Raw genomic sequence first — 26085 nt, forward strand, 5'->3', positions numbered from 1 at the left:
GTACGTACCTGACAAGCGCATCCATGCCGGGTCCTCATCCCGTGAACGCACCCCTCAATGCCCTGCGCGCATTCGAGGCGGTCGCGCGCCATCGCAGCTTCCTGCTGGCCGCGCGCGAACTCGGGGTGACGCCGTCCGCCGTCGGCCAGCTCGTCGCGCGGCTTGAAAAAGACTTGGGGCTGGACCTTTTCGCAAGGCCGCGCACCGGCCCCGGCGGGCTGTCTCTCACCCCGCCGGCAGCCGGTGCGCTGCCGCATCTTCAGGCCGCATTCGCCAGCCTGTCGCTGGCGGTGCGGCACATGGAAGGCGACAGCGGGCCGGTCAGAAGTCGACCGTCGCCGAAAGCCAGAGACGGCGCCCCTCCTGGTTGATCGAGTAGGCGGGCGTGTAGACCGTCGCCACGCCGCTCTGGTACGGCACGTAGACCGCATAGTCGGTGTCGAGCACGTTGTAGACGGTCGCGGCAAGGCGGAAGGCCGGGGCGATCTGGTACGAGCCGCCAAGGTGGAACACTTCGTAGCTGCGGAAGTCGCCCACCGCCACCTGCTGCGCATTGGCGCCGCGATAGCGGCTGGAGCGCACCTCGGCCCGCGCCCAGAGGCTGGCGACGTCGCTGACCTTCCAGCGCAAGTTGCCGTTCAGCATGTGCTTTGGCATGCCGACCAGCGGGAGGCCCTTTTCCGACCCGCTGAGCTGCTCGGTCTCGGTATAAGTGTAGTTCAGCGCCAGCGTGAGCGCGGGTGTGAAGGCGAAGCGCGTCGCCACTTCGGCCCCGCGCGTGCGCGCCTTGTCGATGTTGATCGACTGGCCGAACAGGTCCACCGCCGGGAAGTTGCCGACGTCGAGGCAGCCCGGACGGTTGGGATTGCCCGCGAAGGAACAGTTCGGGATGCCCGGGCCGCTGGCGATCTTGTCGTCGAAGTCGTTGTTGAACAGCGTGACGTTGCCGCTGAAGAAGCCCTTGTTATCGAAGTAGATGCCCGCCTCGTAGGTGGTGCTCGTCTCCGGCGTCAGGCCCGGCGTGCCGATCAGCGGCACGCGGCCCTGGCTGCCGAAGCCGATGATGCCGCTGGCGATCTGTTCGACGCGCGGGGTCTTGAAGCCGCGGCTGACACCGCCCTTGAGGGTCAGTGCATCGGTCAGGTTCCACACCGCATAGGCGCGCGGCGACCACTTGTTGCCGAACGTCGAGTGATCGTCGTAGCGTATGCCGCCGGTGACGTTGAAGCCGTCGAACACGGTCAGCGTGGCTTCCGCAAAACCGGCCCACTGGGTGAACTTGAACGGCTCGGGCGCGACGCCGTCGATCATGCGTGCTTTCCAGTACTGGCCGCCAACGGTGAAGGCGAGCGGTCCTGCCTTGCCGGCGAAACGGCTGTCGATGATGTCGTTGCGCGCCTCCAGCGAACGGGCGCTGCCGGGCACCGCACCGGGGGTGCCGTTGGGGATCAGGCGGCCGATGGTCTCGGTGTCGTTGCGGGTCAGGGTGGTGTCGAGCTGGCCGAAATCACCCATCCGCCAGCTATGCGCGACGACGTAGTTGGTGCGGTTGAACTTCTGCTCGGGCGAGTAGCCGCCCGACCCCAGCGTGCCGAGCGGCCCCTCGGTGTTGTCGTAAGTCTGTTCGTTCCGGTCGAATTCCACCCACAGGTCATGATCGGCATGCGGCGTGATGCTGAGCCGCCCGCCATAGGTGTAGACATCCGAGCGGACCGGGTTGCGCCCCAGCGTCAGCGCCGGATCGCCGGGAATTGCGATGCTCGATCCTTCGCGGTGGAACACGCTGCCGCGCAGCGTCAGCCCGACGAGGTCCTTCACCACCGGCCCCTGTGCGAAGCCGTTGATCGACTGGATGTTGCCGAAGCGCTCATCCTCCTGGATCGTGGTTTCCGCCGTTGCGGTGCCGACCCAGCGGTTGCCGACCTTGCGCGTGATGATGTTGACGACGCCGCCCATCGCGTCCGACCCGTAAAGCGTGGACATCGGCCCGCGCACCACCTCGATCCGGTCGATGGCGGAATAAGGCGGCATGAAGCTGGTCGAAGTCTCGCCGAAGCCGTTGGGCGTGACGCCGCCCGGCGCGTTCTGGCGGCGGCCGTCGATCAGCACCAGCGTGTAGTCGCTGGGCATGCCGCGAATGGAGATGTTGAGGCCGCCGGTCTTGCCCGCCTCGCCGCCGACGTCGATGCCGGGGACGTCCTGCAGCGCCTCGGCCAGACTGCCGAAGCGCTTGTCCTGCAGATCGGCGCGGTCGATCACCGTGATGCTGGCGGGCGCCTCGATGATGTCCTGCGCATAGCCCGCCGCCGTGACCACGATCGGCGATCCGGTTTCGGCATCCGCCGCGTCGTCCGCACGGGCGGTCTGCGACCCGAGACACGCAAGCAGGACAAGGCTGCTCCCGGCAAGCTGACGATAACGATTACTGGCACGATTATTGGCACTGCGGGAAACGATGGACACGACTGAACCCCCTGCTGGTAATGCGACGTACTCGCATTAGCAGGGCCGGTTGATAAATTTGGCCGGGGTGTCAATCGCACGGCAGTCACGGCGCCGGTCGGGAAATGAAATATGACCTGCGAGCAACACCTTGTGAAATTAGATGCATATTCGTTGCGTCAATATTGCCGTTGAATTGCAGGACAGCGCCGCGAATAGTGTGGCAGAGCCATCTTCACCTCATTGTGCGAACAGCGCGCTGCGCCCTGCTGCTACCAACACGGTATCGGCCTGGGGCGAGTGAATCCGGCTGCACAATACGTCACGGTAATGCCTCTCGAGCGGGTTGTTACGGCTGATGCCCGGGTTGCCGGTCAGTTCCAGCCCCAGCGCCACCGCCTGGATCGCGTTCGCATTGGCGACATGCTTGATCAGGTTGGCCTCGGTGGCGGAGGGCAGCGCGCCTTCGTCGGCCGCCCGCGCCGCGCCTGCGATCAGGGCGCGGTTGGTGTAGAGCAGCGCCTCGATCTCGCCCAGCTTCTCCTGCACGCGCGGCAAGGTCGCCAGCGCAGCCCCGAGGTTCGCGGGCACCCGCGCGTCGAGATAGCCGACCAGCCAGTCCCGTGCGGCGCGGGCGACCCCGTCGTAGATCGTGGCGATCGCCAGCGCGTTCCACAGCGCCGGTCCTGCCGCAGGTTCCCACTCGGCCGGAAGCCTGACGTCGACCGCGTGTTCGGCCGGGATCGCCACGTCCTCGAAGACGACCTTGTGGCTGACCGTGGCGCGCATGCCGAGGTGGTCCCACTCGGGCACGATGGTGATGCCGGGCGTCGCCGGGTCCACAAGGAAGCTTCCGACGCGCGGGACTACCTCGTCGGTGCGCGCCCAGACGACGAACCAGTCGAGTCCGGTGGAGCCGGTGGAATAGATCTTCTCGCCGCTGATGCGCCAGCCTTGCGGGGTGCGGGTGGCGGTGGTCTTCGGCAGGCCGCCGCGTACCGGGGTGCCGAGTTCCGGCTCGACGCGGAACGTGCCGATCAGCCCGCGCCCCGCCACCGCCTCGCGCGCCAGTCGTTCGTAGAGAGGACGCGGCCAGCGGGCGGCCTTCTCGGCGGCGTGGAAGGCGTAGGTCATGAACAGGATGAGCGCGGTGGACGGCTCGCCCTGCGCTACCGCGCCCAGCACCCGCAGCGTGTCGGCATAGCCCGCGCCCGCGCCGCCCAGCTTTGGATCGACCGTCAGTCCGATGAGGCCCGCCTCAGCCAGAATGTCGAAGTTGGCGCGCGGGAACGTGGCGGCGCGGTCGTGGTCCTGCGCGCTGACTGCCAGCTTGCGGGTGATTTCCTGCAAGGTGGCGGCATCGGGAAGGCGCAGCGAAGCGGGTTCAAGTATACGGGTCGCCATCGTCGAAGCTCCGAAAGCACAAGTTGTCTCGCGAAACCTGTGTTCACTGCCGCCGCGTTCGACAAACGAGTTCGGCGCGATCTGGCTTGAGAGTTTGTGGACTGCGCCTGACGCCCGGGCATCTGTTGAGATAGCTCAATAGTCACATTGCCATTGCCGGATAGTCTTGCACGATCGCGGCGCTAGGCTTGGTGAGCAGGATCGATCCTTGCCGGGGCACTTCGCGTGAAAGCCCCCGGCGTACGGGTCTCCATTCCCTTCCAAGCAAGCGAGCCCGCATGACTTTCACGCCGTCCGACGACGATATCGCCGAACCCGAAGCCCCGCCGCCGCGTCCGCTCATCAACCGGCGCAGCGTGCTGGCGGGCGGCGTGGTCGCAGCGGCCGGGGCGGCCGGGCTTTATGCCGCCGCGCGTCCATCGCCACTGCCGCGCAATGCGAAAGGGCAGCGCAAGATCACGCTGGCCTGGAATGCCAATGCGATCTGCCTCGCCCCCGCACTGCTGGCCAAGGAACAGGGCATCTACGAGCGCTTCGGCCTCGACGTGGAGCTGATGAACTTCGCCGGGTCCACCGACCAGCTGCTGGAGGCGATCTCCACCGGCAAGGCCGACGCCGGGGTCGGCATGATCCTGCGCTGGATCAAGCCGCTGGAGCAGGGCTTCGACGTGCGGCTGATCGCGGGCACCCACGGCGGCTGCATTCGCGTGCTCGGCTCGCGAAGGGCGGGGATCACCGATGCGGTGGAGAGCCTGCGCGGCAAGGCGATCGGCCTTTCGGAAATCACCGGCGCCGGGCGCAATGCGCTGGCGGTGCTGCTGAAGGCCAACGGCCTCGACCCGAACCGCGACGTCGAATGGAAGGCATTCCCCGCGCCGCTCCTCGCCGCCGCCGTCGAGAAGGGCGAGATCCAGGCTTTCGTCGATTCCGACCCGATCGCCTACGTGCTGCAGAAGAATTCGGGCGGCGATCTGGTGGAGGTGCTCTCCAACCTCTCGGCTCCCTGGCAGGACCGCGTGTGCTGCGTGCTCGGCGCCAGCGGCGACCTGCTGCGCCGCGACCGCGCCAGCGGCGTCGCGCTGGCGCAGGCGCTGACGACGGCGGCCTCGATCTGCTCGCAGCAGCCCGAGGCGGTGGCGCGCGCCTTCGCGCCTTATGCCAAGGCCAGCGTCGAGGATCTGGTCGCGGTGCTGAAGATGCAGACCCACGATCACCACCCTGTCGGCCGCGACCTGCACAACGAGGTCGCGCTCTATGCCGGGGAGCTGCGCGACGTCGGAGTGATGAAGCCGACCACCGATCCGCAAAGTTTCGCCAGCCGCACCGTCGAACAGCTTTTCGCATGAAGGACACGCCATGAGCAGCAGCGCCCTCGCCTTATCGTCTGATCGCTTCGCCGGACGCAGTGAAGAGGTCGTCGAACCGGCTTCCCCGCGCGCTCCGGTGTGGCGAGGCGGCATTGTCGCGGCGCTGGCATGGGCCGCCGCCGCCGGGGTCACCTGGACGTGGCCGGATATCACGCCATGGTCCCGTTCGGGGCTTCTGGGTGCCGTTGAGTGCACGTTGGGTGCCGCCCTGTTCCTCCTAGCATTCGCCGGAAATCGCGGCCGACTGGCGGCCCTCCGGCCGTGGGATCGCTGGCTCGGCGCGGGTGCGGTGCTGCTTACACTGTGGCAGATTCTGACCGCAAAGACCGCAATTCTGCCGCTTCCGTTCTTCCCGCCGCCCCAGTCGATCCTCGAAGTCTACACCGACGACAGCGCCCGATTGCTCGAAAGCGCGGCCCGTTCACTGCTCCTGCTGCTGCCCGGCTATGCGATCGGCGGGGCGGTCGGTTTCGCCAACGGCGTCGCCATCGGCTGGTGGAAACAGGCGAGCTACTGGGGCCACCCGATCCTGCGTTTCGTCGGCCCGCTGCCCGCCACCGCATGGCTGCCGCTGGCGTTCTTCGTGTTCCCCGGATCGCAGAGCGCGAGCACCTTCCTGATCGCGCTGGCGACCGCCTTTCCGGTCGCGGTGCTGACGTCCTCAGGCGTCAAGGGCGTCAATGCGGCGTACTATGACATCGCCCGGACCCTGGGCGCGAGCGAGCGGTTCCTGATCCTCAAAGTGGCGATCCCGGCCGCGCTCCCGGACGTTTTCGTTGGCCTTTTCATGGGCCTCGGCGCATCGTTCGCAGTGCTGATCGTGGCCGAGATGATGGGCGTCAAGGCCGGGCTCGGCTGGTATCTGCAGTGGGCGCAAGGGTGGGCGGCCTATGCCAACCTCTACGGCGCGCTGATCGTGATGGCGCTGTTGTTCTCCAGCCTCATCGCCCTCCTCTTCACCGTTCGCGACCGCGTGCTCGCCTGGCAGAAGGCAATCGTTCGATGGTAACTCTGGTCCATTCCCCCGCGACCACCGGCCTGTCCGTACAGGTGCGCGGCGTTCACCACGCTTTCGACACGCCCGGCGGCCCGCTGCCGGTGCTGGACGACGTCACCCTCGACATTGAGCCGGGCGAATTCGTCGCCCTGCTCGGCCCCAGCGGCTGCGGAAAATCCACGCTTCTGCGCCTGCTGGCGGGGCTGGAGGCGCCCTCCGAGGGCAAGCTGGGCGCCGACAAGGTCCGCATCGTCGGCCCCGATCCGTCGCGGCTGCTCGTGTTCCAGGACCCGACGCTATATCCATGGCGCAGCGTGCGCGGCAATGTCGCGCTGGGCCTCGAGGCGCAGGGCGTGGACCCGCAGCAAGCCGCCGCGCGGACCGACCGGACCTTGCGCCTCGTCGGCCTCGGAGGCTTCGAGCAGGCCCTGCCGAGCGAGCTTTCCGGCGGCATGGCGCAGCGCGCGGCGCTCGCCCGCGTGCTGGTGAACGACCCGCGCCTGCTGCTGCTGGACGAGCCTTTCGGCAAGCTGGATTCGCTGACCCGCATGACCCTGCAGACCGAAATCCTGCGCCTGTGGCGCGATGCCGGGTTCACCGTGCTGCTGGTCACCCACGATGTCGAGGAAGCCCTGCTGCTGGCCCAGCGGATCGTCGTGTTCAGCCCCCGCCCCGCCCGGATCGTGCGCGAGGTGGCGGTCGAGGAGCCCTATCCCCGTCGCCGCGACAATCCAGCCCTGCAATCCTTGCGCCGGGACATTCTCGCCTCGCTCGGACACGCCCACGAGCTTTGAGAAGCCCCGGAGCCAAATGCTTCATGGGTGCTGCGACACGGCTTCGCCCTGCCTGACGATTTCATCGACAAGCGCGGCCGCGTGGCGGCTGAGCGCGGTAAAGTCGGCCGCACAAAGCACCAGATGGCGGCGTGCCCAACGATCCGCCAGCGGCACGATCGTCAACCCGCCGGAACGAACACGTTCGGCTGCCGCGAGCGGTAGAATGCCTATTCCGACGCCGGCTTCCACAAGCCGGGCCACGCTCTCGAAGCTGCGCAAGCGCACCCGGTAGCCAATCCTGCGGCCAAGTTTCGCGGCCTGATCCGCCAGATGCGAATGCAACGCCCCGGCGCTCAGGCCAACGAAAGGCTGGTCTAGCAGTTCGGCAAAACGCATCGACGAACTGCTCGCAAGGGGATGCTGGGATGGAAAAAGGACGACCAGCCTGTCCTCTGCGACCGTCACCGTCTCCAACCCAGCCGTATCGGCCGAGTTCGCGATCAGCCCGAATTCGGCCCTCCCTTCCGCGACGGCAGCAACGATATCTGCACTCGTACGCTCCTCGATGTCGACATCCACGTCGGGATGCGCAATCAGGAACACCCGCACGGCGGCGGGAAGCAGTTCGACAAGCGCAGCCGTATTCGAAAGCATGCGGATGTGCCCCTTGAGGCCCGATGCGAAAACGCCGAGATCACCCCGCATGCGCTCGATCTGCGCCGTCACGATGCGGGCATGCGCCAACAAAGTGCGTCCCGCAGGTGTGGGCACCACACCACGCCGGCCGCGCTCCAACAGCGAGGTTCCGAGCACGGCCTCCATGCCGCTGATCCGCGCGCTCGCCGAAGCCAGCGCCATGTGCGCAAGATTGGCGCCACCGGAGATGCTGCCTGCCTCCACTACGGCGATGAAGAGGCGAAGGTCGGTAAGGTCGAAACGCATGTGCCTTCGTTAACAGCGAAGGCTGGCATCGCATATCCCGCATTGTCGCATGCTGCGGGACGGACCACAGGTCGGGCAGCAACGTCACACAGGACAGGAAAGAGAACCACCATGCAAAGCGAGCACAACGCGATCGTCGACCGGCAGTTCGGCGGACAGGCGCAGGCCTACGTCTCCAGCACCGCACACTCCAGCGGCCCTGACCTTGAGCGACTGGCGCATGTCTCGCAAGCCTGGTCGGCCGCAAAGGTCCTTGATCTCGGCTGCGGGGGCGGTCACGTCTCCTATACGATTGCACCAAACGTCGGCGAGGTCATCGCCTGCGACCTTTCCCCGTCGATGCTCGATGCGGTGACTGGCGAAGCGCGGCGGCGCGGTATCGTCAACATTAGTACCCGGCAGGCCGCAGCGGAATCGCTGCCTTTCGCCGACGGCGAATTCGACGCCGCGGCCTGCCGCATGAGCGCGCATCACTGGCAGGACCTCGACGCCGGTTTGCGCGAAGCGCGGCGCGTTCTGAAAGCCGGGGCGCCCGCGATCTTCATCGACGTAGTTTCCCCCGGCCATCCGATGCTCGACACGCACCTGCAGGCGGTGGAACTGCTGCGCGACCGCAGCCATGTTCGCGACTACCGGATCGAGGAATGGTCGGCCGCACTGAGCCGCGCCGGGTTCGATACCCTCCGCGTTTCCACGCATTCCCTGCCGATGGAGTTCGCCGCATGGGTCGAGCGGATGAAGACCCCGGCGCCCCTCGTCACCGCGATCCGGGCGCTGCAGACCGAAGCATCGGAAGCGGTGCGCGATGCCTTCGCCATCCGGGAGGACGGCAGCTTCACCATCCGCATCGCGACTTTCGAACTGACGGCGGCATAGCGCCCAGCCTCCGTGGTTCTAGCCGTAGGCTTTCACGAAAAACGCGGCAGTCACGCAGACCGCCAGGATCAGCGTCAAGGCCCGCACGACGCCGGAAGGCAGACGAACCCCCAGCAACGCGCCCAGATAGCCGCCTGCCGCCGCGGCTGGGGCGAGGATCAGAACCTCGCGCCAGCCAACCACGCCCATGGCTGCGAACAGCAGGACGGCAGATGTGTTCGCCGCCGTGACCAGCACGGTGCGCGGCCCTTGCAGGCGCTTGAGGTCATCGGGCGTCACAAAGCTCCAGAACGCCATCATCATGATGCCCACGGCGCCGCCGAAATAGCCGCCGTAGATGCCGAGGATGAACTGCCCGGTCAGGATCAGGCCGCGACCCGCGCCGCTCCAGCCGTGGATCGCGGACATGATGCGCCGCCCGAAGGCCAGCGCCATGGTCGCGGCGAGCAAAAGCCATGGCAGTGCCTGGAGAAACAGCGCCTGCGGCGTCACCAGCAGCAGCACCCCTCCCGCCAGCCCGCCAACGACCGATACCGCCGCCATCCAGCGCAGCGAGACGCCCGCGATCGGCCCCAGCCCGTCCCGATAGACCCAGGCACTGACCGCCCCGCCCGGATAGAGCGCCAGGCTGCTGGAGGCATTCGCCGTCACGGGCGGCACACCCGCCGCCATCAACGCCGGCAGGGAAACGAACGAACCGCCGCCCGCCAGCGCGTTCATCGCCCCCGCCAGCAGGCCCGATCCGATGAGGAGAAAATCTGCGGTCATGGCACGGCTATGAGGATGCCGGGCGCCCCGCACAATCCGGATGATGCGAAGCCGTGCCTTCGTCCTGAACGAAGGCTAATGCGAAAAAGGGGCTTCAGATTGCGACAGCAGGCGAGATACCGCCGACACGGTTGCGCTGGGTGGCTACGACGACGCGGTCGCGGCCGCCTTCCTTCGCACGAAGAAGCGCTGCGTCGGCAGTGGTGATCAATGCCTGGATCGGTCCATGATGGGGATAGACGGCCAGCCCCAGCGAGACGGTGACCTGTCCGAGAGGCTGCCCCTCCTGCGTGAGATCGAGGCCCGCCACCCGCTCGCGGATACGCTCGGCCCGCTCCAGCGCCAGTGCCTCGTCAGCCCCCGGCATCAGCATGAGGAATTCCTCGCCGCCATAGCGAAGCGCCAGATCGTCATCTCGCGCACCACCGGCGAAGACAGCCGCGACGGTGCGGATGACGAAGTCCCCGGCATCGTGACCGAAGCGGTCGTTGAGGCCCTTGAAGTGGTCGATGTCCATCATCAGGCAGGCGATCGGCGTACCTGCCGCATCGGCGGTGGCGACCAGCCGGCGTAGGGCATCGTCCAGTTCATGCCGGTTGCGCAAACCCGTCAGCGGGTCGAACAGCGCCTTTTGGTGGAGCACGTCTCGAAGGTTCAGGTTGGCAAGCGCGAGCCCGACGGTCTCGGACATCAGTTCGATGTAGACGCCGGTGGAATCGTCCGGCCCATGGTCGGCCGCCAGGTTCTCCAGCACCAGCAGGCCGATCGTTTCGCCCTGCGCGGTCAGCGGCACGCAGATGGTCGCCCGCGCCGCAGACGGAACAACGTGGCGGCAAGGCACGTCGAGCATCTCGCCGCCGGGCGCATGGATTTGACCGCGCCGCAGCGCCCAGCAATCGTCCGGGCCGAACGCCGCGTCGGTGCCCTGCGGCCCGCGCTCCCCCACCCCTTGATCTTTGACTCCTTGATCTTTGGCCCCGCGCCACTCGGCGGCACAGACCATCAGCTTCATGCGGTTGTCCAGCGTATAGAGCCGTCCCGCCAGCGTCGGCGCGATCTTGGGGGCGAACAGGCGCACCACGGCGAAGAGGTCGGAAACGCTCTCGCACCCCTGCAAGCGCTGTGTCATGCGCGCCAGCAGGTCCCGCACGGCCCAGTCGGCATCGCGCTCGCGCTCCAGCCGCTGGCGCTCCAGCCCGTTCTCCCGGAAGATGCGGATCGCCTGCGCCATGTCGCCGATCTCGTCGACTTGCGAGAACGCCGGGGTTTCCACGGTGTAGTCCTGGTCGGCAAGGCGGTTGACCACGTCGCTCAGCGTCATGACCGGACGCAGGATGCGTCGCTTCAGGATGAAGCCCAAAACCAGCAGGAACAGAGCGGCCGTGATCGCGACCATGGCCTCGGACACCGAGCGCAGCCGCTGCGAGGCCTGGCTCGCCTGTTCGATCGCATTGTCCGATCGCTGGTCGAGCATGTAGCGGAAGCGGCCGATCAGGAAGCGCACACGCTCCAGTTCGCGCTCGTACTCCGGTCCGAAGACGATCGCCCGCGCAGTGGCGCTCTCGCCGCGACGGCTGGCGGCGATCGCGGCCTGCTGCTCGTCCTCCAGCGTCGTAGCCCAGCGGAGACCCTCCGCCAACGAGCGCAGTTCCTGTTCGCTGGCGCCGCCGTCCTTCAGCCTCGCGAGGCGCTGTTCAACCGAGCCGAGCGAGGCCCGCGTGCGCTCGTAGGCGATGGCATGGCTGGGGTCGTCGGTCACCGTCGCGAGGCGAGCCTGATCGGTCAGTTCGGCAAGGTCGTTCTCGACCTCGAAGGTCAACTGGTCGAACAGGTCGCGCTGACGCACCGCCGCGCGCTCGACCTTGTCGGCGCTGGAAGCCAGAACCATCGTGATGCCCGCCACGATGGTAAGGCAGACGGTCGCGCCATAGGCCCAGTTGGTGATCGTCGCAATGCGCATGAACGGAAGCTAGACCATTGTGGTTACTTTTTGGTGCATCCCCCAACAAGGCGACCTCTAGCCAAATCCCGAATAGCGGGTAATCAGCGATCCGGTCTGAGCCATGTCTCGCATCACCGAAGGAAAGCGCGCAACCATGCCTTACGAACTATTGATCGATGGCGCACTGATCGACGGTGCATCCAGCATCGAGGTCGTGAACCCGGCAAGCGGCCGCGCCTTCGCGTCCGCCCCCCGCGCGGACGAGGGACAGGCGTTGCAGGCGATCGCCGCCGCGAAGCGCGCGTTTCCGGGCTGGGCCGCACTGGGGTTCGCCGAAAGAAGCCGCTGCCTCCACGAACTTGCCGATGCGATCAGGCTGCGGGTCGACGACTTCGCGCGGCTGCTCACCCAGGAACAGGGAAAGCCGCTGAAGGAGGCAAGGCAGGAGGTTCTCGGCGCCGTCGCCGCGCTGACGTACTACGCGCCGCTCACCCTCGAGCCGCGTGTCCTGCGCGAGACGCCGACGGAACGCATCATCGAGCAGCGTTATCCGCTGGGCGTGGTAGCCGCGATCACGCCGTGGAACTACCCCTTGCTGCTGCTGATGGTGAAGCTCGCCCCGGCCCTCATCACCGGCAATACCGTTATCGCCAAGCCGGCGCCGACCACGCCGCTCACCACCTTGCTGCTGGGCGAGGTCGCCGTCGGCATTCTTCCGCCCGGCGTCTTCCAGACGCTGGTCGACCAGAACGACCTTGGCGCCCTGCTCAGCCGGCATCCCGACGTTGCGCATATCAGCTTCACCGGCTCCACGCCCACCGGCAGGAAAGTGCTGGGCAGCGCAGCCGATACGCTCAAGCGGTTCACACTGGAACTGGGCGGCAATGACGCGGCGATCATTCTCGACGATGCGGACATCGCCAAGGTCGCACCTCGGATATTCGGCGGCGCGACCACCAATGCGGGGCAGATCTGCCTTGCCGTGAAGCGGGTCTACGTCCCCAATTCGATGATCGATGCGCTATGCGCCGAGCTTGTCAGGCTCGCCGGAGAGGCCGTCGTCGGCGATGGGCTCGAACAGGGCACAACGATCGGGCCGATCCAGAACCGTGCCCAGTTCGAGAAGGTGCTGGGCTTCATCGAGGACGCACGAGCGCAGGGCACCATCGTCGCCGGTGGGAAAGCGCTTGCAGGCGACGGCTACTTCATCGCGCCGACCATCGTGCGCGACCTGCCCGACGATGCCCGCCTCGTGCGCGAGGAGCAGTTCGGCCCGGTGCTCCCGGTGCTGGGTTATGACGACCTGGAAGATGCGATCGGGCGGGCTAACGACAGCGAGTACGGCCTCGGCGGGACGGTGTGGACCTCTAACATCGATCGCGGCATCGCGGTCGCTTCACGCATCGAAAGCGGAACGGTGTGGGTCAACAAGCACCTGGAACTGCCCTTCGACGTGCCCTTCGGCGGCGCAAAACAGTCCGGGATCGGTCGTCAGCAGGGCATCGAGGGCATGGAGGACTTCACCCAGCCCAGGATCGTCAACGTCGCACTTGGCTGAGCCCTGATCGATCGTCGGCGGTCCCGTGCGACTTGCGCATGAGGTAGACGTCCATGATCCAGCCATGCTCCCGTCGCAGCGCCGAACGCAGATCGATGATCGTCTCCGCCACTTCGGCAAGGCGCCCGGCGACGAGTGCTTCGCCGGGCATGCCGAGGTAGGCGCCCCACCAGATGTCGATGCCTTGCGCATCCAGCGCCTCGAAGGCACCGCCCTCGTCCAGCATGACCACCACCGTTCCCGCGCCGGGCGGCCAGCCATGCATGCGCAGCAGCCGTCCGGTCGTGATCGTCACCGCGTCCGCCAGCCGGTTGAGCGGGATCGCATGTGCGGCGGTCAGCGCATGGAGGCTGGAGATGCCGGGCACCACGCGCACCTCGATGGCCATCCCGCCTCCGATCAGTTGCCCAGCGATCCGCAAGGTGCTGTCATAGAGCGAGGGGTCGCCCCAGACCAGCAGGGCAAGCCTGCCTCCTTCGGGCAGGTGCTTGGCGATCTGCGCGGCCCATGCGGCGGCGATCGCGCCGTGCCAGGACTGCACGCCATCGATGTAGTCGCCCCCGGCATCGCGGGTCGGGAGGTCGAACTCGACCACGCGCACCGGCTGCGTCAGCACGGCGTCGCAGATGGTCCGGCGTACGTCGAGCAACCCCGACTTGGCGCTGCCCTTGCGCGGCAGCAGGATCAGGTCGGCCTGGTTCATCGCGCGCATCGCCTGGACGGTCAGGTGATCGGGATTGCCCGTGCCGATGCCGATGAGATCGAGATGGATCACTTGGCAGATCCGGCGTAGCGGGAGTCTGCGGTCTGCGGCCGGAAGCGGCGGTCGTAGCCGCGGGCGTAGAGGCTGCTTTCCCCGAAGTCCTCGGCAGCGAGCACCCGGCCGACGAGGATCAGCGCGGTGCGCTCCATGCTCCCGGCAACGGCGTCTTCGATCGTATCCAGCGTGGCGCGCACGATGCGCTGGTCGGGCCAGCTCGCCCGCCATACGACCGCGACCGGGCAATCGGCGCCGTAGACCGGGGCAAGGTCGGCCACGACCCTTTCGAGGTTGTGGATCGACAGGTGGATCGCCAGCGTCGCTCCCGTCGCGGCAAAATTGGTCAGGCTTTCGGCGGGCGGCATCGTGCTCGCGCGGCCGGGCGTGCGGGTCAGCACCAGCGACTGCGCCAGCGCGGGCAGAGTGAGTTCGGCCTCCAGCGCGGCGGCAGCGGCCGCGAAGGCCGGAACGCCCGGGGTGACGGTGAAGGGAATGTCCAGCGCGCGCAGGCGGCGCAGTTGCTCACCCATCGCCGACCAGACCGACACGTCGCCCGAATGGAGCCGCGCGACGTCCTGCCCGGCGGCATGGGCCTCGGCGATCTCGGCGATGATGGCATCGAGGTCCATCGGCGCGGTGTTGACGATGCGCGCGCCGGGCGGGCAGTGGTCCAGCACCTCTGCGGGCACCAGCGACCCGGCATAGAGGCACACCGGGCTCGCCGCGATCAGATCGCGGCCGCGCAGGGTCAGAAGGTCGGGCGCGCCGGGGCCGGCGCCGATGAAGTGAACGGTCATGCGGAAACTCCCAGGGCTATGGCGCAAGTCGCCATGCGGTCGCGTGAAATGTGGCGGGGGCCTGCGAGCGTGGCGGCATCGTCGTCGAAAGCGGCAAGTGCACTGGCCTCGGCGACGCTACCGACGCCTCTTGCAGCTTGCGCGGCGGTGGAGGCGGTGCACGTAGACACTTGCGCCAGCCGGCCGGGCGGTACGGCGATCAGGGGCAGGTCCAGCAGGTTCGCCAGTTCGGCGAGCAGTTCCGCCTTGTCGGCCGGAGCGGCCAGATGCGTGACGGGCGGCGCCCCCTCGCGCGCCAGCTGATACGCGGAAATCAGCGAAAACACGCTGGCGTCCTTGCGAAAACCGAAGCCCGCCACGATCACAGCACTACGCTCCACTGCACCACCGGATAGCGCGAACGCCAGCCGCGCCGGGTGCCGAGCGGTGCCGCATCCGCAAGTTCGATGCGCATCAGCGTGCCGCCTTGCTCGCCCTGCCAGCGGGCGAGCAAGGCTTCGGACTCCAGCGTCACAGCATTGGCTACCAGCCGGGTGCCTGTGGGAAGCCGCTGCCACAAGGCGTCGAGAAATCCGTCAGATAGTCCTCCACCGATGAACACGGCATCCGGCGGGCGGCCGTCAGGCAAGACCTGAGGCGCGCGGCCGAGGACGAGTTCCAGCCGGTCCACGCCCAGCGCCAGCGCGTTCGCCCTCGCCCGACCGGCGCGGCTCGGATCGGCCTCGACGGCGCAGGCGGTGTTGGCCGGATGCGCCAGCAACCATTCGATCGAGACCGAGCCCGAGCCGCCCCCGATGTCCCACAAGCGCTCGCCGGGACGCGGCGCGAGGGCGCTGAGCGTCAGGGCCCGCAGCGGGCTCTTGGTGATCTGGCCGTCGTGATCGAACAGATCGTCAGGCAAGCCGCTGGTCGCGGGCAAGGCGTCACCCACGCCGGCGACCTCGATCCCCACCGCTACCGGATGCCGGATATCGTCGAAGCCCAGCGCCTGTGCTTCGACGCTGCGCACCCGTTCGCGCGGCCCGCCCAATGCTTCCAGCACATGCAGCGTAGAAGCGCCGAAACCACGCTCGACCAGATACGCGGCCAGCCCAGCCACCGCTTCGCCATCACGCACGAGCACCAGTATGTGCCGCCCTTTGGCAAGGTGAGGCCGCAGGCGCTGCACCGGCGCGGCGTGAAGACCAAGGCAGGTGCAGTCCTGCAGCGCCCAGCCCAGCCGCGCCGCCGCCAGCCCGAACGTGGAAGGCGCCGGGTGCGCGATCCATTCGCCCGGAGCAAGATCGCGAGTCACACTGCTCCCCGCGCCGAACCAGAACGGATCGCCGGAGACCAGCACTACCACCTTGCGCCCGCGCTCCGCCAGCAGCAGCGGGATGCCGTCGGCGAAGGGAACTGGCCATTCGCGGCTCGGCGCACTAAGCCCCGGCAGCAGCGCGAGGTGGCGGGCGGCGCCCATCACCAGTTGCGCCTGTTCCAGTGCCGCGCGGTTTGCCGCGCTCAGTCCGTCCGCCGCATCCTCGCCGATGCCCACGATCGTCAACCAGGGGGAAGCGATGCTGTCAGCCATGCCGAACATCCTGCTGCTGGGCGGAACCACCGAAGCGAGCGCGCTTGCCCGCCTGCTGGCGGCGTCCGGCATGACCGCAATGCTCAGCTATGCCGGACGCACCGAAAACCCGCGCCCGCAGCCGATCCCCACGCGCATCGGCGGCTTCGGCGGCGTGTCCGGGCTCGCCGCCTACTTGCGCGCAAACTGCGTTACTCATCTGGTGGACGCCACCCATCCCTTCGCCGCAACGATGAGCGCGAACGCGGTGGAAGCGGCCCGCATCGCAGGCGTAACTCTCTTCGCGCTCACCCGTCCGGCATGGGAACCGGTAGCCGGAGACGACTGGCGCCCTGCTCCCGACATCGCCGCTGCCGTCGATGCCCTTGGCGGCCCGCCGCGCCGGATCATGCTTGCACTGGGCCGCATGCATGTGGAGGCTTTCGCCGCCCGCCCGCAGCATCACTACCTGCTGCGCTTCGTCGATGCGCCGGACCAGCCGTCCGCCTTGCCCCATCACACGCTGGTCATCGATCGCGGCCCCTTCAGCGTCGAAGACGACACCCGGCTGCTGCGCGACCATGCGATCGACCTCGTGGTCTGCAAGAACGCGGGCGGCAGCGGCGCCAAGGCGAAACTTGTCGCCGCGCGCGATCTCGGCCTGCCGGTGCTGATGATCGAGCGCCCGGCGCTCCCGACCCGCACCGAGTTCCATCGGCCCGAGGACGTACTCGACTGGATCGCTCACGCCGCATCCCCGGAAACCGAGCGCGGGGTGTAAAGGGTCGGTCCTCCCGGCCGCTCGATCACCCGCGTCCGGCTCGATCCGACGATCACCACGGTGCGCATGTCAGCCATTTCCGCACTCGCCTGTCCGAGCGGCACGATCCTCAGGCTTTCCTCCGGGGTCGATACCGCGCGGGCGAACAGGACCAGCCGCTCGTCGCCGCAGGCATCGCGCAGCACTTCCAGCACTCTGGCGAACCCTTCGGGCCGCGCCCTGGATCGCGGGTTGTAGAACGCCATGGCGAAGTCCGCCTCCGCCGCCAGCTGCAGGCGCTTCTCGATGACGTTCCACGGCTTAAGGTTGTCGGACAGGTTGATCGCGCAGAAATCATGCCCGAGCGGCGCGCCTGCCCGTGCCGCGGCGGCGAGCATGGCGGTAATCCCCGGCAGCACGCGTATGTCGAGACCGCGCCATGAAACCGGCCCTGCCTCCAGCGTCTCGAACAGCGCGGAGGCCATCGCGAAGACTCCGGGATCGCCCGATGACACGACGACCACCCTGCGCCCCTGCGCCGCAAGGTCGAGCGCCAAGGCCGCCCGGTCCAGTTCCACGCGGTTGTCGGAAGGATGCAGCGTCAGCCCCGGCCGAGGCGCCACGCGCGCAACATAGGGAATGTAGCCGACCACGTCGGTCGCCTCGGCCAGCGCAGCGGTGACTTCGGGCGTGACGAGTGCCTCGCTGCCCGGCCCCAGCCCGGCAACCGCAACCCATCCTGTGGTCATGGCCCCGCTCACGGTCGACGCCCCTGTCCGTGAATGAGCAGGATCGAGAAGTAGGGCGCGACCTGCTCGGCATCGACCAGCCGGGTCACCTTCTGGCCCGGCATGGCGGCGTGCTCGACCAGCCATGCGGCATCCTCGCGCCCGGCTGCGGCCACGGCGCGGCGCAGCTTGGGCAGGTTGCGGCCGATCTTCATGACCACCAGCGCGTCGGTATCGCGGATGCGCCGCGCCAGCTCCGCTTCGGGCAGAGTGGCCATCGCCACCGTCAGCACGTCATCCCCCCACGTGATCGGCAGGCCGGTGGCGTTCCATGCACCCGCCATGCCGGTGATGCCGGGCACGACCTCCACAGGCGCTTGGCCCGCAAGGCGGCTGTGGAGGTGCATGAACGACCCGTAGAAGAACGGATCACCCTCGCACAGCACCACCACATCCTCGCCGGTGCGGGTGGCGTCCAGCAGCCGCTCGGTGCATCCGGCGTAGAACTCGGAGAGGCAGGCGTTGTAGCCCGGATCGGACAGCGGGATTTCGGTGGTCACCGGATATTCCATCGCGATCTCGACCGCATCGGCGCGCAGCAGGTCCTGCGCGATGCGCCGGGCGTGGCCGGCGCGGCCCTTCTTGCGGAAATAGGCGATCTGCCGCGTGCCGCGCACCAGCCGGTCCGCACGCACGCTCATGAGGTCGGCTGCGCCGGGGCCAAGGCCGACGCCATGGATCGTGCCATGATCCGGCGCGCTCATTCGGCGCGGCTCGCAAGGGCGTTGATGGCCGCCACCGTGATGGCACTGCCGCCGAGGCGCCCCTCGACGATGCAGCAGGGGACCGGCGCCGCCTCCCACAGCGCGTCCTTGGACTCGGCCGCTCCCACAAAGCCCACCGGACAGCCGATGATCGCCGCCGGGCGCGGGCAGGCCGGGTCCTGCAGCATGTCGAGGAGGTGGAACAGCGCCGTGGGGGCGTTGCCGATCGCCACCACCGCACCTGCCAGATGCGGCCGCCACAGCTCCAGCGCGGCGGCGGAGCGGGTATTGCCCATGGTACGGGCGAGGTCCGGTACCTGGCTGTCGTTGAGGGTGCAGATCACCCGGTTGTCTGCGGGCAGGCGCGCGCGGGTCACGCCCTCGGACACCATGCGCGCATCGCACAGGATCGGCGCACCGGCGACCAGCGCATCGCGCGCTGCCGCCGCGAAACCGTGCGAGAAGCGGATATGCGCTTCGAGGCCCACCATGCCCGCCGCATGGATCATGCGCACCGCGACCGGCTCCTCCTCGGCCCCGAAGCGCACGAGATCGGCCTCGGCGCGGATGATAGCGAAGGACTGGCGATAGATCGCGGCGCCGTCCTTCTCGTAGGCATGCGGCATCAGGAAGCTCCAAGGCGGGCGAGAATGTCGGCGCTGTCCAGCCCTCGGCACAGCGGCTGCGCATCGGCGCGGGCCCCGAAGACAAGGTCGTAGCGTCCGCCGCGGCCGGTCACGGTCACGTCGGCGGGCAGCGAAGAGGCGCAGCCCTTGGCGCACCCGGACACATGCAGACGGCCCGGCACGAGGGGGGCAAGCCGCCGGGCCAGATCGCGGGTTTCCACGCTGGCCTGCGGGCAAGCGGGGGCACCGGGGCAGGCATCCACCCGCAGCAGCGGATCGGCGGGATCGGTCACGAGACCGGGAACATCGGTCGAGCAGCCCCCTTCGACGAGCAGCACGCGCCAGGGCGTCAGGCGCACTCCGGTGACGCCGGGGCTTCGCATCAGGTCCAGCAATGTCTTCGCCTCGATGCGCCCGAACGGCAAACCACAGGCGATCCCGTCCCGCCACCGGCCGGGCGCGATGGGCGGCTGAGGCGGGGCGGGCCGGGCACCATCGCGGGCCCAGGCGGGCAGCGGAGCGTGGTGCCGGGCCATCCGCCGCGCCTTCGCGCCGCCGCTTTCGACGAACCACCGCGCGAGCGCCAGCAAGGCATCGACCTCGCCGCCGACCGTCAGCTTCACGCCCTCGGCCCGCCCGTCGGCGCGCAGCATCAGCGGGCCATCGAGCGTGCGTTCGATCCGGAAATCTCCCGGTTCGCGCGCCAGTACCGGCACCTCGCCCGCATCGATGACAAAGCCGACCTTGCCCGGCAGCTGCGGAAATCCCGCCAACCGGTCGCGCAGCTCGTCGGCGATGCGCGCGGTGTCGTCGCCCGCACGCCAGTCCGGTGCAGCGAGGATGTTGCGGTGGCTCTCCCGCTCGCCGTCACCATCGACGAGACCGAGCGCGCACAGATGCTCCAGCAGGACCGGCCAGTGCGGCTCGCCCACCCCGCGAATCTGGAAGTTGGCACGCCGCGTCAGGTCGATCAGGCCATTGCCATAGGCCAGCGCGGCCTCGCCCAAGGCAACCGCCTGGGCGGAGCTCATCCGGCCGAGGTGCGGCTTGACCCGCACCAGCAGTCCATCTCCGGCCATCATCGGACGCCAGGCGTCGGGGCACCAGCCCCGTATCACGCCCTCTTCCTGCAGGCTCACAGCCATCCCACCCCGCGCGCCGGGCCGAACCTGAGGATGGGGCTTACCGGCCACGGCCGACCGACGCGGGCCGACGGGCGGGCGCAACAGGCGCCCGGCGACACGCGCGCGTGCAGCCCCAGCCGCACCGCTTCGTCGCCCAGACGGAAGAACAACCGTGCCGTGACCATCCCCTGGACCAAGGCAAGAGCGACCAGTGCGCCGGCAGGTCTCCTGGCTCGCGGGTCACAGCTTGATGCACGCCTTCCCGGACCTTTAAGGCCCAGTGGCTGCCCCTCGAAAGGGCGAGTGCATCGCGCTACCCGCTTACAGTTGCAGGGACAGCCGCGGATTTGGGAGCAAGCCCCCGCACCGCATTCCCGATTAAGCCCCGTCAGGGGCACCGGCGCGATCATGTTCGAAGAACGGAGTTTCCCCACCCTTCGAGCGCTGCGCCTTACAGCGACTTTGCAGGAGGGTAAACTCCTGTTCGCCAGGATTGATCGTCATCGAATCAGTCGATTGCGATCGGTGCCCGCAGCGACTATATCCACTGCACCCCTGACGGAGTGTGTAATCATGAACTTGTCCCTGACCGCATCGCCTACCCGCCTTGCCGCCAAGGAAACCTGTGTTCATGCCTGCCTCCATTTCCATTTCCAAACTCACCTGGCCCGCGCCTGACGGCCGCCGCGTTCTTGATGACCTGACCCTCGATTTCAGCAAGGAACGCGCCGGCCTTGTCGGACGCAACGGCATTGGCAAATCGACGCTGCTGAGCCTCATCTGCGGCGACCTGTCGCCGTCCAGAGGAACCGTTCGCGTTCAGGGCACAGTGGGATTGCTACGGCAGGCTGTACAGGCATCGGCCGACGGCACCGTGGCGCATCTGCTCGGAATCGCCGATGCACTCGCGGTTCTTCGCGGCGCCGAAGCCGGCACCGCGACGTTGGACGAACTGGTCGAGGCCGACTGGACCGTGGAAACCCGCGCAGCCGACGCACTGGCCTGCCTAGGGCTGCCGATACCGCTCGATACGCCGCTCGGCTGCCTGTCGGGCGGACAGAGGACACGCGCGGCGCTGGCGGGATTGCATTTCACCCAGCCGGATTTTCTGCTGCTTGATGAGCCGACGAACAACCTTGACGCAGAGGGCAGAGCGGCCGTCATCGATATGCTGGCGCACTGGCGTGCAGGCGCCATCGTCGTGAGCCATGACCGCGAATTGCTCGACGCCATGGACTCGATCATCGAACTTACCTCGCTGGGGGCCGCGCGTTATGGTGGCAACTGGAGTGATTACTGCGCACGCAAGGCCGTTGAACTCGCTGCCGCCGAGCATGATCTCGCATCGGCCGAGCACCATCGGGCGCAAGTGACCCGCAAGACGCAAATAACCGCAGAGCGTCAGCAGCGGCGCGATGCAGCGGGAAATCGCCAGGCCGGTCGTGGCGGCATGCCGCGTATCCTGCTCGGGGCCCGCCGCGAGCAGGCGGAAAACAGCGGCGGAGAAAACAGACGCTTCGCCGAACGGCAGCGCAGCGAGGCGGAACTCGCTGTGAAACGGGCAAGGGCGCGGATCGAAATATTCCAGCCCATCTCGGTTCAGATCGCGACGACAGGCCTTAACCCGTCTCGCGATGTTCTTACGCTCGAGCATGTCTCCGCAGGATACGAGGATGGGGCATCGATATTACGCGACATGTCACTGCGCATCGTCGGACCCGAACGGGTTGCGATAACCGGAGCGAATGGCAGCGGCAAATCGACTTTGCTGCGGGTCATCATCGGCGAACTTACCCCGTCGTCAGGCCGAGCGGAATGCCACGTTCCCCGTAGGCTACTCGATCAGCAGGCCACCATCCTGCACAAGGAACAGACCATCGCTGAGAACTTCTCGCGACTAAACGAGGGGGTGGACAATAATGCATGTCGCGCGGCGCTGGCTCGTTTCGGCTTCAGGGCAGCAGCAGCCGACAAGGCCGTCCACGCCCTGAGCGGAGGGCAGATCCTGCGCGCCGGCCTTGCCTGCATCTTGGGCAACCCTGCTCCGCCGCCGCTCCTTATCCTCGACGAGCCGACGAACCATCTCGACCTCGAATCGATCGCTGCGATCGAAGCCGGATTGATGGCCTACGATGGCGCGTTAATCGTGGTCAGTCACGATCGACGATTTTTGGATCGAATTCGCATTACGCGGACGGTCGAACTGGAAACTGGCGGCTGGATTCGCTCGACATGAGCATTGACCGAGAGGCCGCAGACTGAACCGAGCAATGCCGTGCGCCCGATCTTGGTCGCCAAAACAAGGCCTAGCCCCGGAACATTACGCAGCTATCGCTATTCACCATGCGCGGTCGGCGGCTGGGTCATTGCGCCGGGCGGGCATCACTTCATGGAAACGCCGATCGGAGACCAGGTAATCGCCTAAGCCCTGCCGTGAAGCCGTCCCGGCGACGGTAACACCTGAAACCAAAACCCACGCTCAAGCGATGTGGACCTTATGGAACCGCCAGCCGCATCTCAACCGCCTGCGACGATATCTTTCGCCAGACGACGGCGGCGCTGGAGCATCGCGCGGAATGTCCTGCTTGCCATTCTCACCGCGATCTTCGCTGTCTGGTTGCTTCTGTTCATAACCAAGGGCCGGTTCCTCAGACACCCTTTCGAAAGCATCGCCAGTTCGCTAAGCGATCGCACGGTCAAGGTCGGCGGCAACTTCCAGCTCTATTTCGCCCCGCTGCGGATCAAGTTCGTGGCCGAGGAGTTGGCCGTATCCAACCCGCAATGGGCAAAGGAAAACACCCTTTTCGCCGCCCGGCGCATCGAAGCCAGGATCGCCCCGCTTTCGCTGCTTTTGGGGCATCGCCATGTCTATGCACTCGATCTCGATCGGGGCGTCATCAATCTGGAATGGGATGCCGGCCACAGGCGCAATACCTGGACTTTCGCAACGAGCGGGGAAGGCAAGCCTTTCGAAATGCCACGCATCGACAGGGCCAACATTACCGGCACGCAGATCCATTACATCGACCCGCAGATGCCGCTCCTCGCCAACCTCACCATTGATCCGATCGCGGCTACGGATACGCGGATCGGCAAGGCAGTGGGGCTGAAAGGCAGCGGCACTTTTCGCACTACGCCATTTCGCCTGACGGCTGAACTGCTGTCCCCCGATGCCAGTCTTTCCGGAGCAGAGAACCGACTACAGGCGCGCGCATGGGCGGCCAATAGCGTCATCGACGTTTCCGGCACCCTGCCCGCCCTCACAGAGTTCGAGGACGTTCCCTTGAAAGTCGCGGCCAAAGGGCGGGACTTGTCCGACCTAATGGCGGTGATTGATGTCGTCATTCCGCAGACACGCCGCTATGCGCTCGAGGCGCAGCTTGTGAAGGACGCGCAGACCTATCGTTTCACAGGGATGACGGGAACTTTTGGCCAATCCGACCTGTCGGGCCGCTTCACCGTGACCAATGCGCAGCGACTGAGGCTGGACGCCGCGCTGGAAACCCGGCGCCTCGACATTGTCGATGCGGCCCCATTTATCGGTTACAACCCCGATGTCGTAGCTTCGCAGGGCGCGATGGCTGCCGCTGCGCAGACAGGAGCAGGAGCCCGCCGCATCCTTCCCGACGCAGAACTGCCGGTTGCGATGATGCAACGCTTCGATGCCGGTCTCGACTGGAAAATCGGCGTGGTCCGATCGAAGAACGTGCCCGTCTCGAACATCGCGCTGAAACTGTCGCTGGACAGGGGGCGACTGGCGCTGTCGCCGCTGACATTCTCCATGGCGCGCGGCGACGTGGCCTCGGACTTCGTGATCGACACCCGCCAGCGGCCCTCCGCGATCCGTTACGATATCCGTCTGGCCTCGACGCCGATGGGCCGCCTGCTGGCGGGTTATGGTCTCGCCGATTCCGGTACTACCGGCACTATTCGCGGCAGGATCGAACTGGACGGAAGAGGTGACACGATCCACGATTCGCTGGCGACGTCATCGGGCCGGATCGCCTTTGTCATGCCGCAGGGTACGCTGTGGACGCAGAATGCGCAACTCGCCGAACTGGACCTCGGAACCTTCGTCTCCAAGATGTTTCAGGGCAAACTGAAGAAACCGATCGAGGTCAATTGCGGCCTGCTGGCCTTCACCGTCCGAGGTGGAACCGCCGCGGCCGACCCGATCCTGATCGACACCAGCAAGAACGTGGTGATCGGCCGCGGGGGCTTCAGTTTCGCGACCGAGACGGTAGACATGGCTTTCCGTGCCGACGGCAAGAAGTTCAGCCTGTTCTCCGGCCAGTCTCCCGTTGGCCTGGGTGGTCATTTCTCGGAACCGAAACTGCAGGTGATCAGCCCGCAACTTGTCGGCCGTGCCGGGGCCGGACTTGGCCTTGCCTTGCTTGCCACCCCAGTTGCCGGATTGCTGGCATTCGTCGACCCCGGTGATGCGAAGTCAACCGCTTGCGGCCCTGTTCTTGCGGGAGCAAATGCAAGCGCCCAGCGCACTTCCAACGGCAAGCCGCGTGACGATGTCGGCAATGGTTCAACCAAAAAGAATTAGCGCCATGGCCAAGACATCCGGTGTCTTTCGAGACAAAATCGTGATTTACGGTGCGCTGGCAGCAAACCTTCGAATCGCGATCGCAAAGTTCGTCGCAGCCGGGATCCGCGGCTCATCGGCGATGGCCACCGAAAGCGTTCATTCGCTAATGGACAGCGAGAACCAGCTTCTGCTTCTCTAAGATCAGCGCCGCTGACATTCCGATGTATGAAAGCATCGCCCATATTCGCGAGCCTCACCCGATCTAGGTTGAATCGCCATTCATCACCAGAAAGCAATGGCGGCAAGGTAGAGCGATTACGAACGCCTCGAACTCGACGTGCCCAGTCGATTGATCCTCGACGATAGTGGGTTGATGCTCGATGCCACGCTCGCCGGGATGGGGTGGGGCTATCTGGCTGAGCAGACCATTACGCCGCTCATCAAGGACGGGCAACTGATCCAGATGCTGGTGGACTGGATGCCGCAGGAGGCGCCGCTTTGCCTATACTATTCCGGCCGTCGCCATGTTCCTGCCAAATTGCGTGCGTTCATCGACCTCGTTCGGCTCCACGCCCGGAAGCCGTCAATGGCGTGAGGCACTCGTTTGGTAAGTTGCTTCCTGGACGAGCAGCGTGAACCGTGCACGGATGCGATGGGCCGGCGCGTTGCTGCCGTTTCTGTGGTCGCCCCGTCACTACCGTTCGGTAGCCAATATTCCATTCTCAGGCGCAGACGGTCTGCTCCTGACAAGAAACCGAACCTGGCTCGGTTGTGGTGCTCAGATGCCTCCAAAACAACCCATTCATGCCTTCGCTCCTCGTCGAACGACACGACGGGCTTGGCGAAGTAGGAATGCTCGAACGATCCCAGCGGAATCGCCAGCAGCGACGGTTCTACGTCGAATCTGATACGCAATGTTCGATCCGCGCTCCTGACAGAATCGATAAGCCACATGGCGTCTGCTATCGGGAGGTCTTACCCACTCTCGCGACGGGCCGTCGATCCTAACATCGCTGCATCTAATAGGACCCGCGTCGAAAAAACGCTTCCCGATTGTTGCCGGCAGGCCAAGCGATGACAAACCAGCGTTTTGAATCGGCGGTTTGAGGCAGCTCGCCAGCCATATTCACACAACTAAAACATGCGCGCCCGGCATGGAATTCATCATTTTAGCTCTCTCCTAGAATATTATCACATAAATTTTCTACTGCCTTTCTCGACCCATCACGATTAATCGCCCGCAAATTTCTGTTGCCAATTTACAAACCATCTACTTTTACCCCCCTATTCATAAAATGTCTGATTGCGGACTGGCAGGTTAGAGATCCGAACGAGGCGCAACGGCAAGCAGGAAAGATCGGACTTGGC

At 66.5% G+C, this 26085-nt stretch carries 23 protein-coding genes, 1 pseudogene and 1 riboswitch; of the genes and pseudogenes, 11 read left to right on the forward strand and 13 right to left on the reverse strand.

The window, feature by feature from the left end:
* Positions 1-41: 41 nt before the first annotated feature.
* Positions 42-371, forward strand: coding sequence for a LysR family transcriptional regulator (locus tag PKE80_RS08940; RefSeq protein ID WP_271182186.1), 330 nt, complete (start codon positions 42-44; stop codon positions 369-371).
* Here PKE80_RS08940 and PKE80_RS08945 read toward each other — a convergent pair.
* Together PKE80_RS08945 and PKE80_RS08950 are read right to left on the reverse strand one after the other, a co-directional pair.
* Positions 322-2463 carry a TonB-dependent receptor domain-containing protein gene (locus tag PKE80_RS08945; RefSeq protein WP_271182187.1) on the reverse strand — a complete coding sequence of 714 codons (2142 nt, stop codon included), beginning with the start codon at positions 2461-2463 and terminating at the stop codon, positions 322-324. The two genes, PKE80_RS08940 and PKE80_RS08945, sit on opposite strands and share 50 nt — an antisense overlap.
* A 219-nt stretch (positions 2464-2682) precedes the next feature.
* Positions 2683-3846, reverse strand: coding sequence for an acyl-CoA dehydrogenase family protein (locus PKE80_RS08950; RefSeq protein ID WP_271182188.1), 1164 nt, complete (start codon positions 3844-3846; stop codon positions 2683-2685).
* Between the two features lie 278 nt (positions 3847-4124).
* On the opposite strand from PKE80_RS08950, the gene PKE80_RS08955 reads away from it, so the two are divergent.
* The 3 genes from PKE80_RS08955 to PKE80_RS08965 are packed head-to-tail and all read left to right on the forward strand — an operon-like array spanning position 4125 to position 7004.
* Positions 4125-5192, forward strand: coding sequence for an ABC transporter substrate-binding protein (locus PKE80_RS08955; protein WP_271182189.1), 1068 nt, complete (start codon positions 4125-4127; stop codon positions 5190-5192).
* Between the two features lie 10 nt (positions 5193-5202).
* Positions 5203-6222 carry an ABC transporter permease gene (locus PKE80_RS08960; protein WP_271182190.1) on the forward strand — a complete coding sequence of 340 codons (1020 nt, stop codon included), beginning with the start codon at positions 5203-5205 and terminating at the stop codon, positions 6220-6222.
* Complete coding sequence (locus tag PKE80_RS08965) at positions 6216-7004, forward strand: ABC transporter ATP-binding protein (RefSeq protein ID WP_271182191.1); 789 nt, start codon at positions 6216-6218, stop codon at positions 7002-7004. Before PKE80_RS08960 ends, PKE80_RS08965 begins: the two co-directional genes overlap by 7 nt.
* 21 nt (positions 7005-7025) lie before the next feature.
* Here PKE80_RS08965 and PKE80_RS08970 read toward each other — a convergent pair whose 3' ends face one another.
* On the reverse strand, positions 7026-7928 hold the full coding sequence (locus PKE80_RS08970; RefSeq protein WP_271182192.1) for a LysR family transcriptional regulator: 903 nt from the start codon (positions 7926-7928) through the stop codon (positions 7026-7028).
* 111 nt (positions 7929-8039) lie between these two features.
* Between PKE80_RS08970 and PKE80_RS08975 the strand changes: the two genes are divergently transcribed.
* A complete protein-coding gene (locus PKE80_RS08975; RefSeq protein ID WP_271182193.1) occupies positions 8040-8804 on the forward strand; it encodes a class I SAM-dependent methyltransferase in 765 nt (254 codons plus the stop codon).
* 18 nt (positions 8805-8822) lie between these two features.
* Here the strand turns inward: PKE80_RS08975 and PKE80_RS08980 are convergent, their stop codons facing one another.
* Positions 8823-9572 carry a sulfite exporter TauE/SafE family protein gene (locus tag PKE80_RS08980; protein WP_271182194.1) on the reverse strand — a complete coding sequence of 250 codons (750 nt, stop codon included), beginning with the start codon at positions 9570-9572 and terminating at the stop codon, positions 8823-8825.
* 94 nt (positions 9573-9666) lie between these two features.
* Positions 9667-11532, reverse strand: a complete 1866-nt coding sequence (locus tag PKE80_RS08985; protein ID WP_271182195.1) for a diguanylate cyclase — start codon at positions 11530-11532, stop codon at positions 9667-9669.
* 136 nt (positions 11533-11668) lie between these two features.
* Between PKE80_RS08985 and PKE80_RS08990 the strand changes: the two genes are divergently transcribed.
* Entirely contained in the window at positions 11669-13072 is a 1404-nt protein-coding gene (locus PKE80_RS08990; protein ID WP_271182196.1) for an aldehyde dehydrogenase family protein, read from the forward strand.
* Here the strand turns inward: PKE80_RS08990 and cobF are convergent.
* The 4 genes from cobF to cbiE are packed head-to-tail and all read right to left on the reverse strand — an operon-like array spanning position 13053 to position 16199.
* Positions 13053-13847 (reverse strand): precorrin-6A synthase (deacetylating), encoded by a 795-nt coding sequence (cobF, locus tag PKE80_RS08995; RefSeq protein WP_271182197.1) that lies wholly within the window; start codon positions 13845-13847, stop codon positions 13053-13055. The two genes, PKE80_RS08990 and cobF, sit on opposite strands and share 20 nt — an antisense overlap.
* Positions 13844-14629 carry a precorrin-4 C(11)-methyltransferase gene (gene cobM / locus PKE80_RS09000; RefSeq protein WP_271182198.1) on the reverse strand — a complete coding sequence of 262 codons (786 nt, stop codon included), beginning with the start codon at positions 14627-14629 and terminating at the stop codon, positions 13844-13846. The genes cobF and cobM overlap by 4 nt, the downstream gene beginning before the upstream one ends.
* The gene (locus PKE80_RS09005; RefSeq protein ID WP_271182199.1) at positions 14626-15009 is read right to left on the reverse strand and encodes a cobalamin biosynthesis protein; all 384 of its coding nucleotides are present in this window, start codon (positions 15007-15009) and stop codon (positions 14626-14628) included. The genes cobM and PKE80_RS09005 overlap by 4 nt, the downstream gene beginning before the upstream one ends.
* Entirely contained in the window at positions 14991-16199 is a 1209-nt protein-coding gene (gene cbiE / locus PKE80_RS09010; RefSeq protein ID WP_271182200.1) for a precorrin-6y C5,15-methyltransferase (decarboxylating) subunit CbiE, read from the reverse strand. The genes PKE80_RS09005 and cbiE overlap by 19 nt, the downstream gene beginning before the upstream one ends.
* Here cbiE and PKE80_RS09015 point away from each other — a divergent pair.
* Entirely contained in the window at positions 16198-16959 is a 762-nt protein-coding gene (locus PKE80_RS09015; RefSeq protein WP_271182229.1) for a cobalt-precorrin-6A reductase, read from the forward strand. The genes cbiE and PKE80_RS09015 overlap by 2 nt on opposite strands.
* Here PKE80_RS09015 and cobJ read toward each other — a convergent pair.
* The 4 genes from cobJ to PKE80_RS09035 are packed head-to-tail and all read right to left on the reverse strand — an operon-like array spanning position 16923 to position 20201.
* Positions 16923-17687, reverse strand: a complete 765-nt coding sequence (cobJ, locus tag PKE80_RS09020; RefSeq protein WP_271182201.1) for a precorrin-3B C(17)-methyltransferase — start codon at positions 17685-17687, stop codon at positions 16923-16925. The two genes, PKE80_RS09015 and cobJ, sit on opposite strands and share 37 nt — an antisense overlap.
* Positions 17688-17695: 8 nt before the next feature.
* The gene (gene cobI / locus PKE80_RS09025) at positions 17696-18430 is read right to left on the reverse strand and encodes a precorrin-2 C(20)-methyltransferase (protein WP_271182202.1); all 735 of its coding nucleotides are present in this window, start codon (positions 18428-18430) and stop codon (positions 17696-17698) included.
* On the reverse strand, positions 18427-19056 hold the full coding sequence (locus tag PKE80_RS09030; RefSeq protein WP_271182203.1) for a precorrin-8X methylmutase: 630 nt from the start codon (positions 19054-19056) through the stop codon (positions 18427-18429). The genes cobI and PKE80_RS09030 overlap by 4 nt, the downstream gene beginning before the upstream one ends.
* Positions 19056-20201 carry a ferredoxin-like domain-containing protein gene (locus PKE80_RS09035; RefSeq protein ID WP_370424491.1) on the reverse strand — a complete coding sequence of 382 codons (1146 nt, stop codon included), beginning with the start codon at positions 20199-20201 and terminating at the stop codon, positions 19056-19058. The genes PKE80_RS09030 and PKE80_RS09035 overlap by 1 nt, the downstream gene beginning before the upstream one ends.
* 180 nt (positions 20202-20381) lie before the next feature.
* A riboswitch (cobalamin riboswitch) is annotated at positions 20382-20597 on the reverse strand.
* A 214-nt stretch (positions 20598-20811) separates the two neighbouring features.
* Between PKE80_RS09035 and PKE80_RS09040 the strand changes: the two genes are divergently transcribed.
* The 4 genes and pseudogenes from PKE80_RS09040 to PKE80_RS09055 all read left to right on the forward strand — a co-directional run bounded on the left by PKE80_RS09040 (position 20812) and on the right by PKE80_RS09055 (position 25312).
* A complete protein-coding gene (locus tag PKE80_RS09040) occupies positions 20812-22416 on the forward strand; it encodes an ABC-F family ATP-binding cassette domain-containing protein (protein ID WP_271182204.1) in 1605 nt (534 codons plus the stop codon).
* Positions 22417-22677: 261 nt separating this feature from the next.
* Positions 22678-24735 carry an AsmA family protein gene (locus tag PKE80_RS09045; RefSeq protein WP_271182205.1) on the forward strand — a complete coding sequence of 686 codons (2058 nt, stop codon included), beginning with the start codon at positions 22678-22680 and terminating at the stop codon, positions 24733-24735.
* Positions 24736-24739: 4 nt separating this feature from the next.
* Positions 24740-24913, forward strand: a pseudogene (locus PKE80_RS09050) (cation diffusion facilitator family transporter); the annotation flags it as partial.
* A gap of 141 nt (positions 24914-25054) precedes the next feature.
* Positions 25055-25312, forward strand: a complete 258-nt coding sequence (locus PKE80_RS09055) for a LysR substrate-binding domain-containing protein (RefSeq protein ID WP_271182206.1) — start codon at positions 25055-25057, stop codon at positions 25310-25312.
* Positions 25313-26085: the final 773 nt, after the last annotated feature.

The organism is Novosphingobium resinovorum (genome assembly GCF_027922145.1).
Taxonomy (GTDB): Bacteria; Pseudomonadota; Alphaproteobacteria; order Sphingomonadales; family Sphingomonadaceae; genus Novosphingobium; species Novosphingobium resinovorum.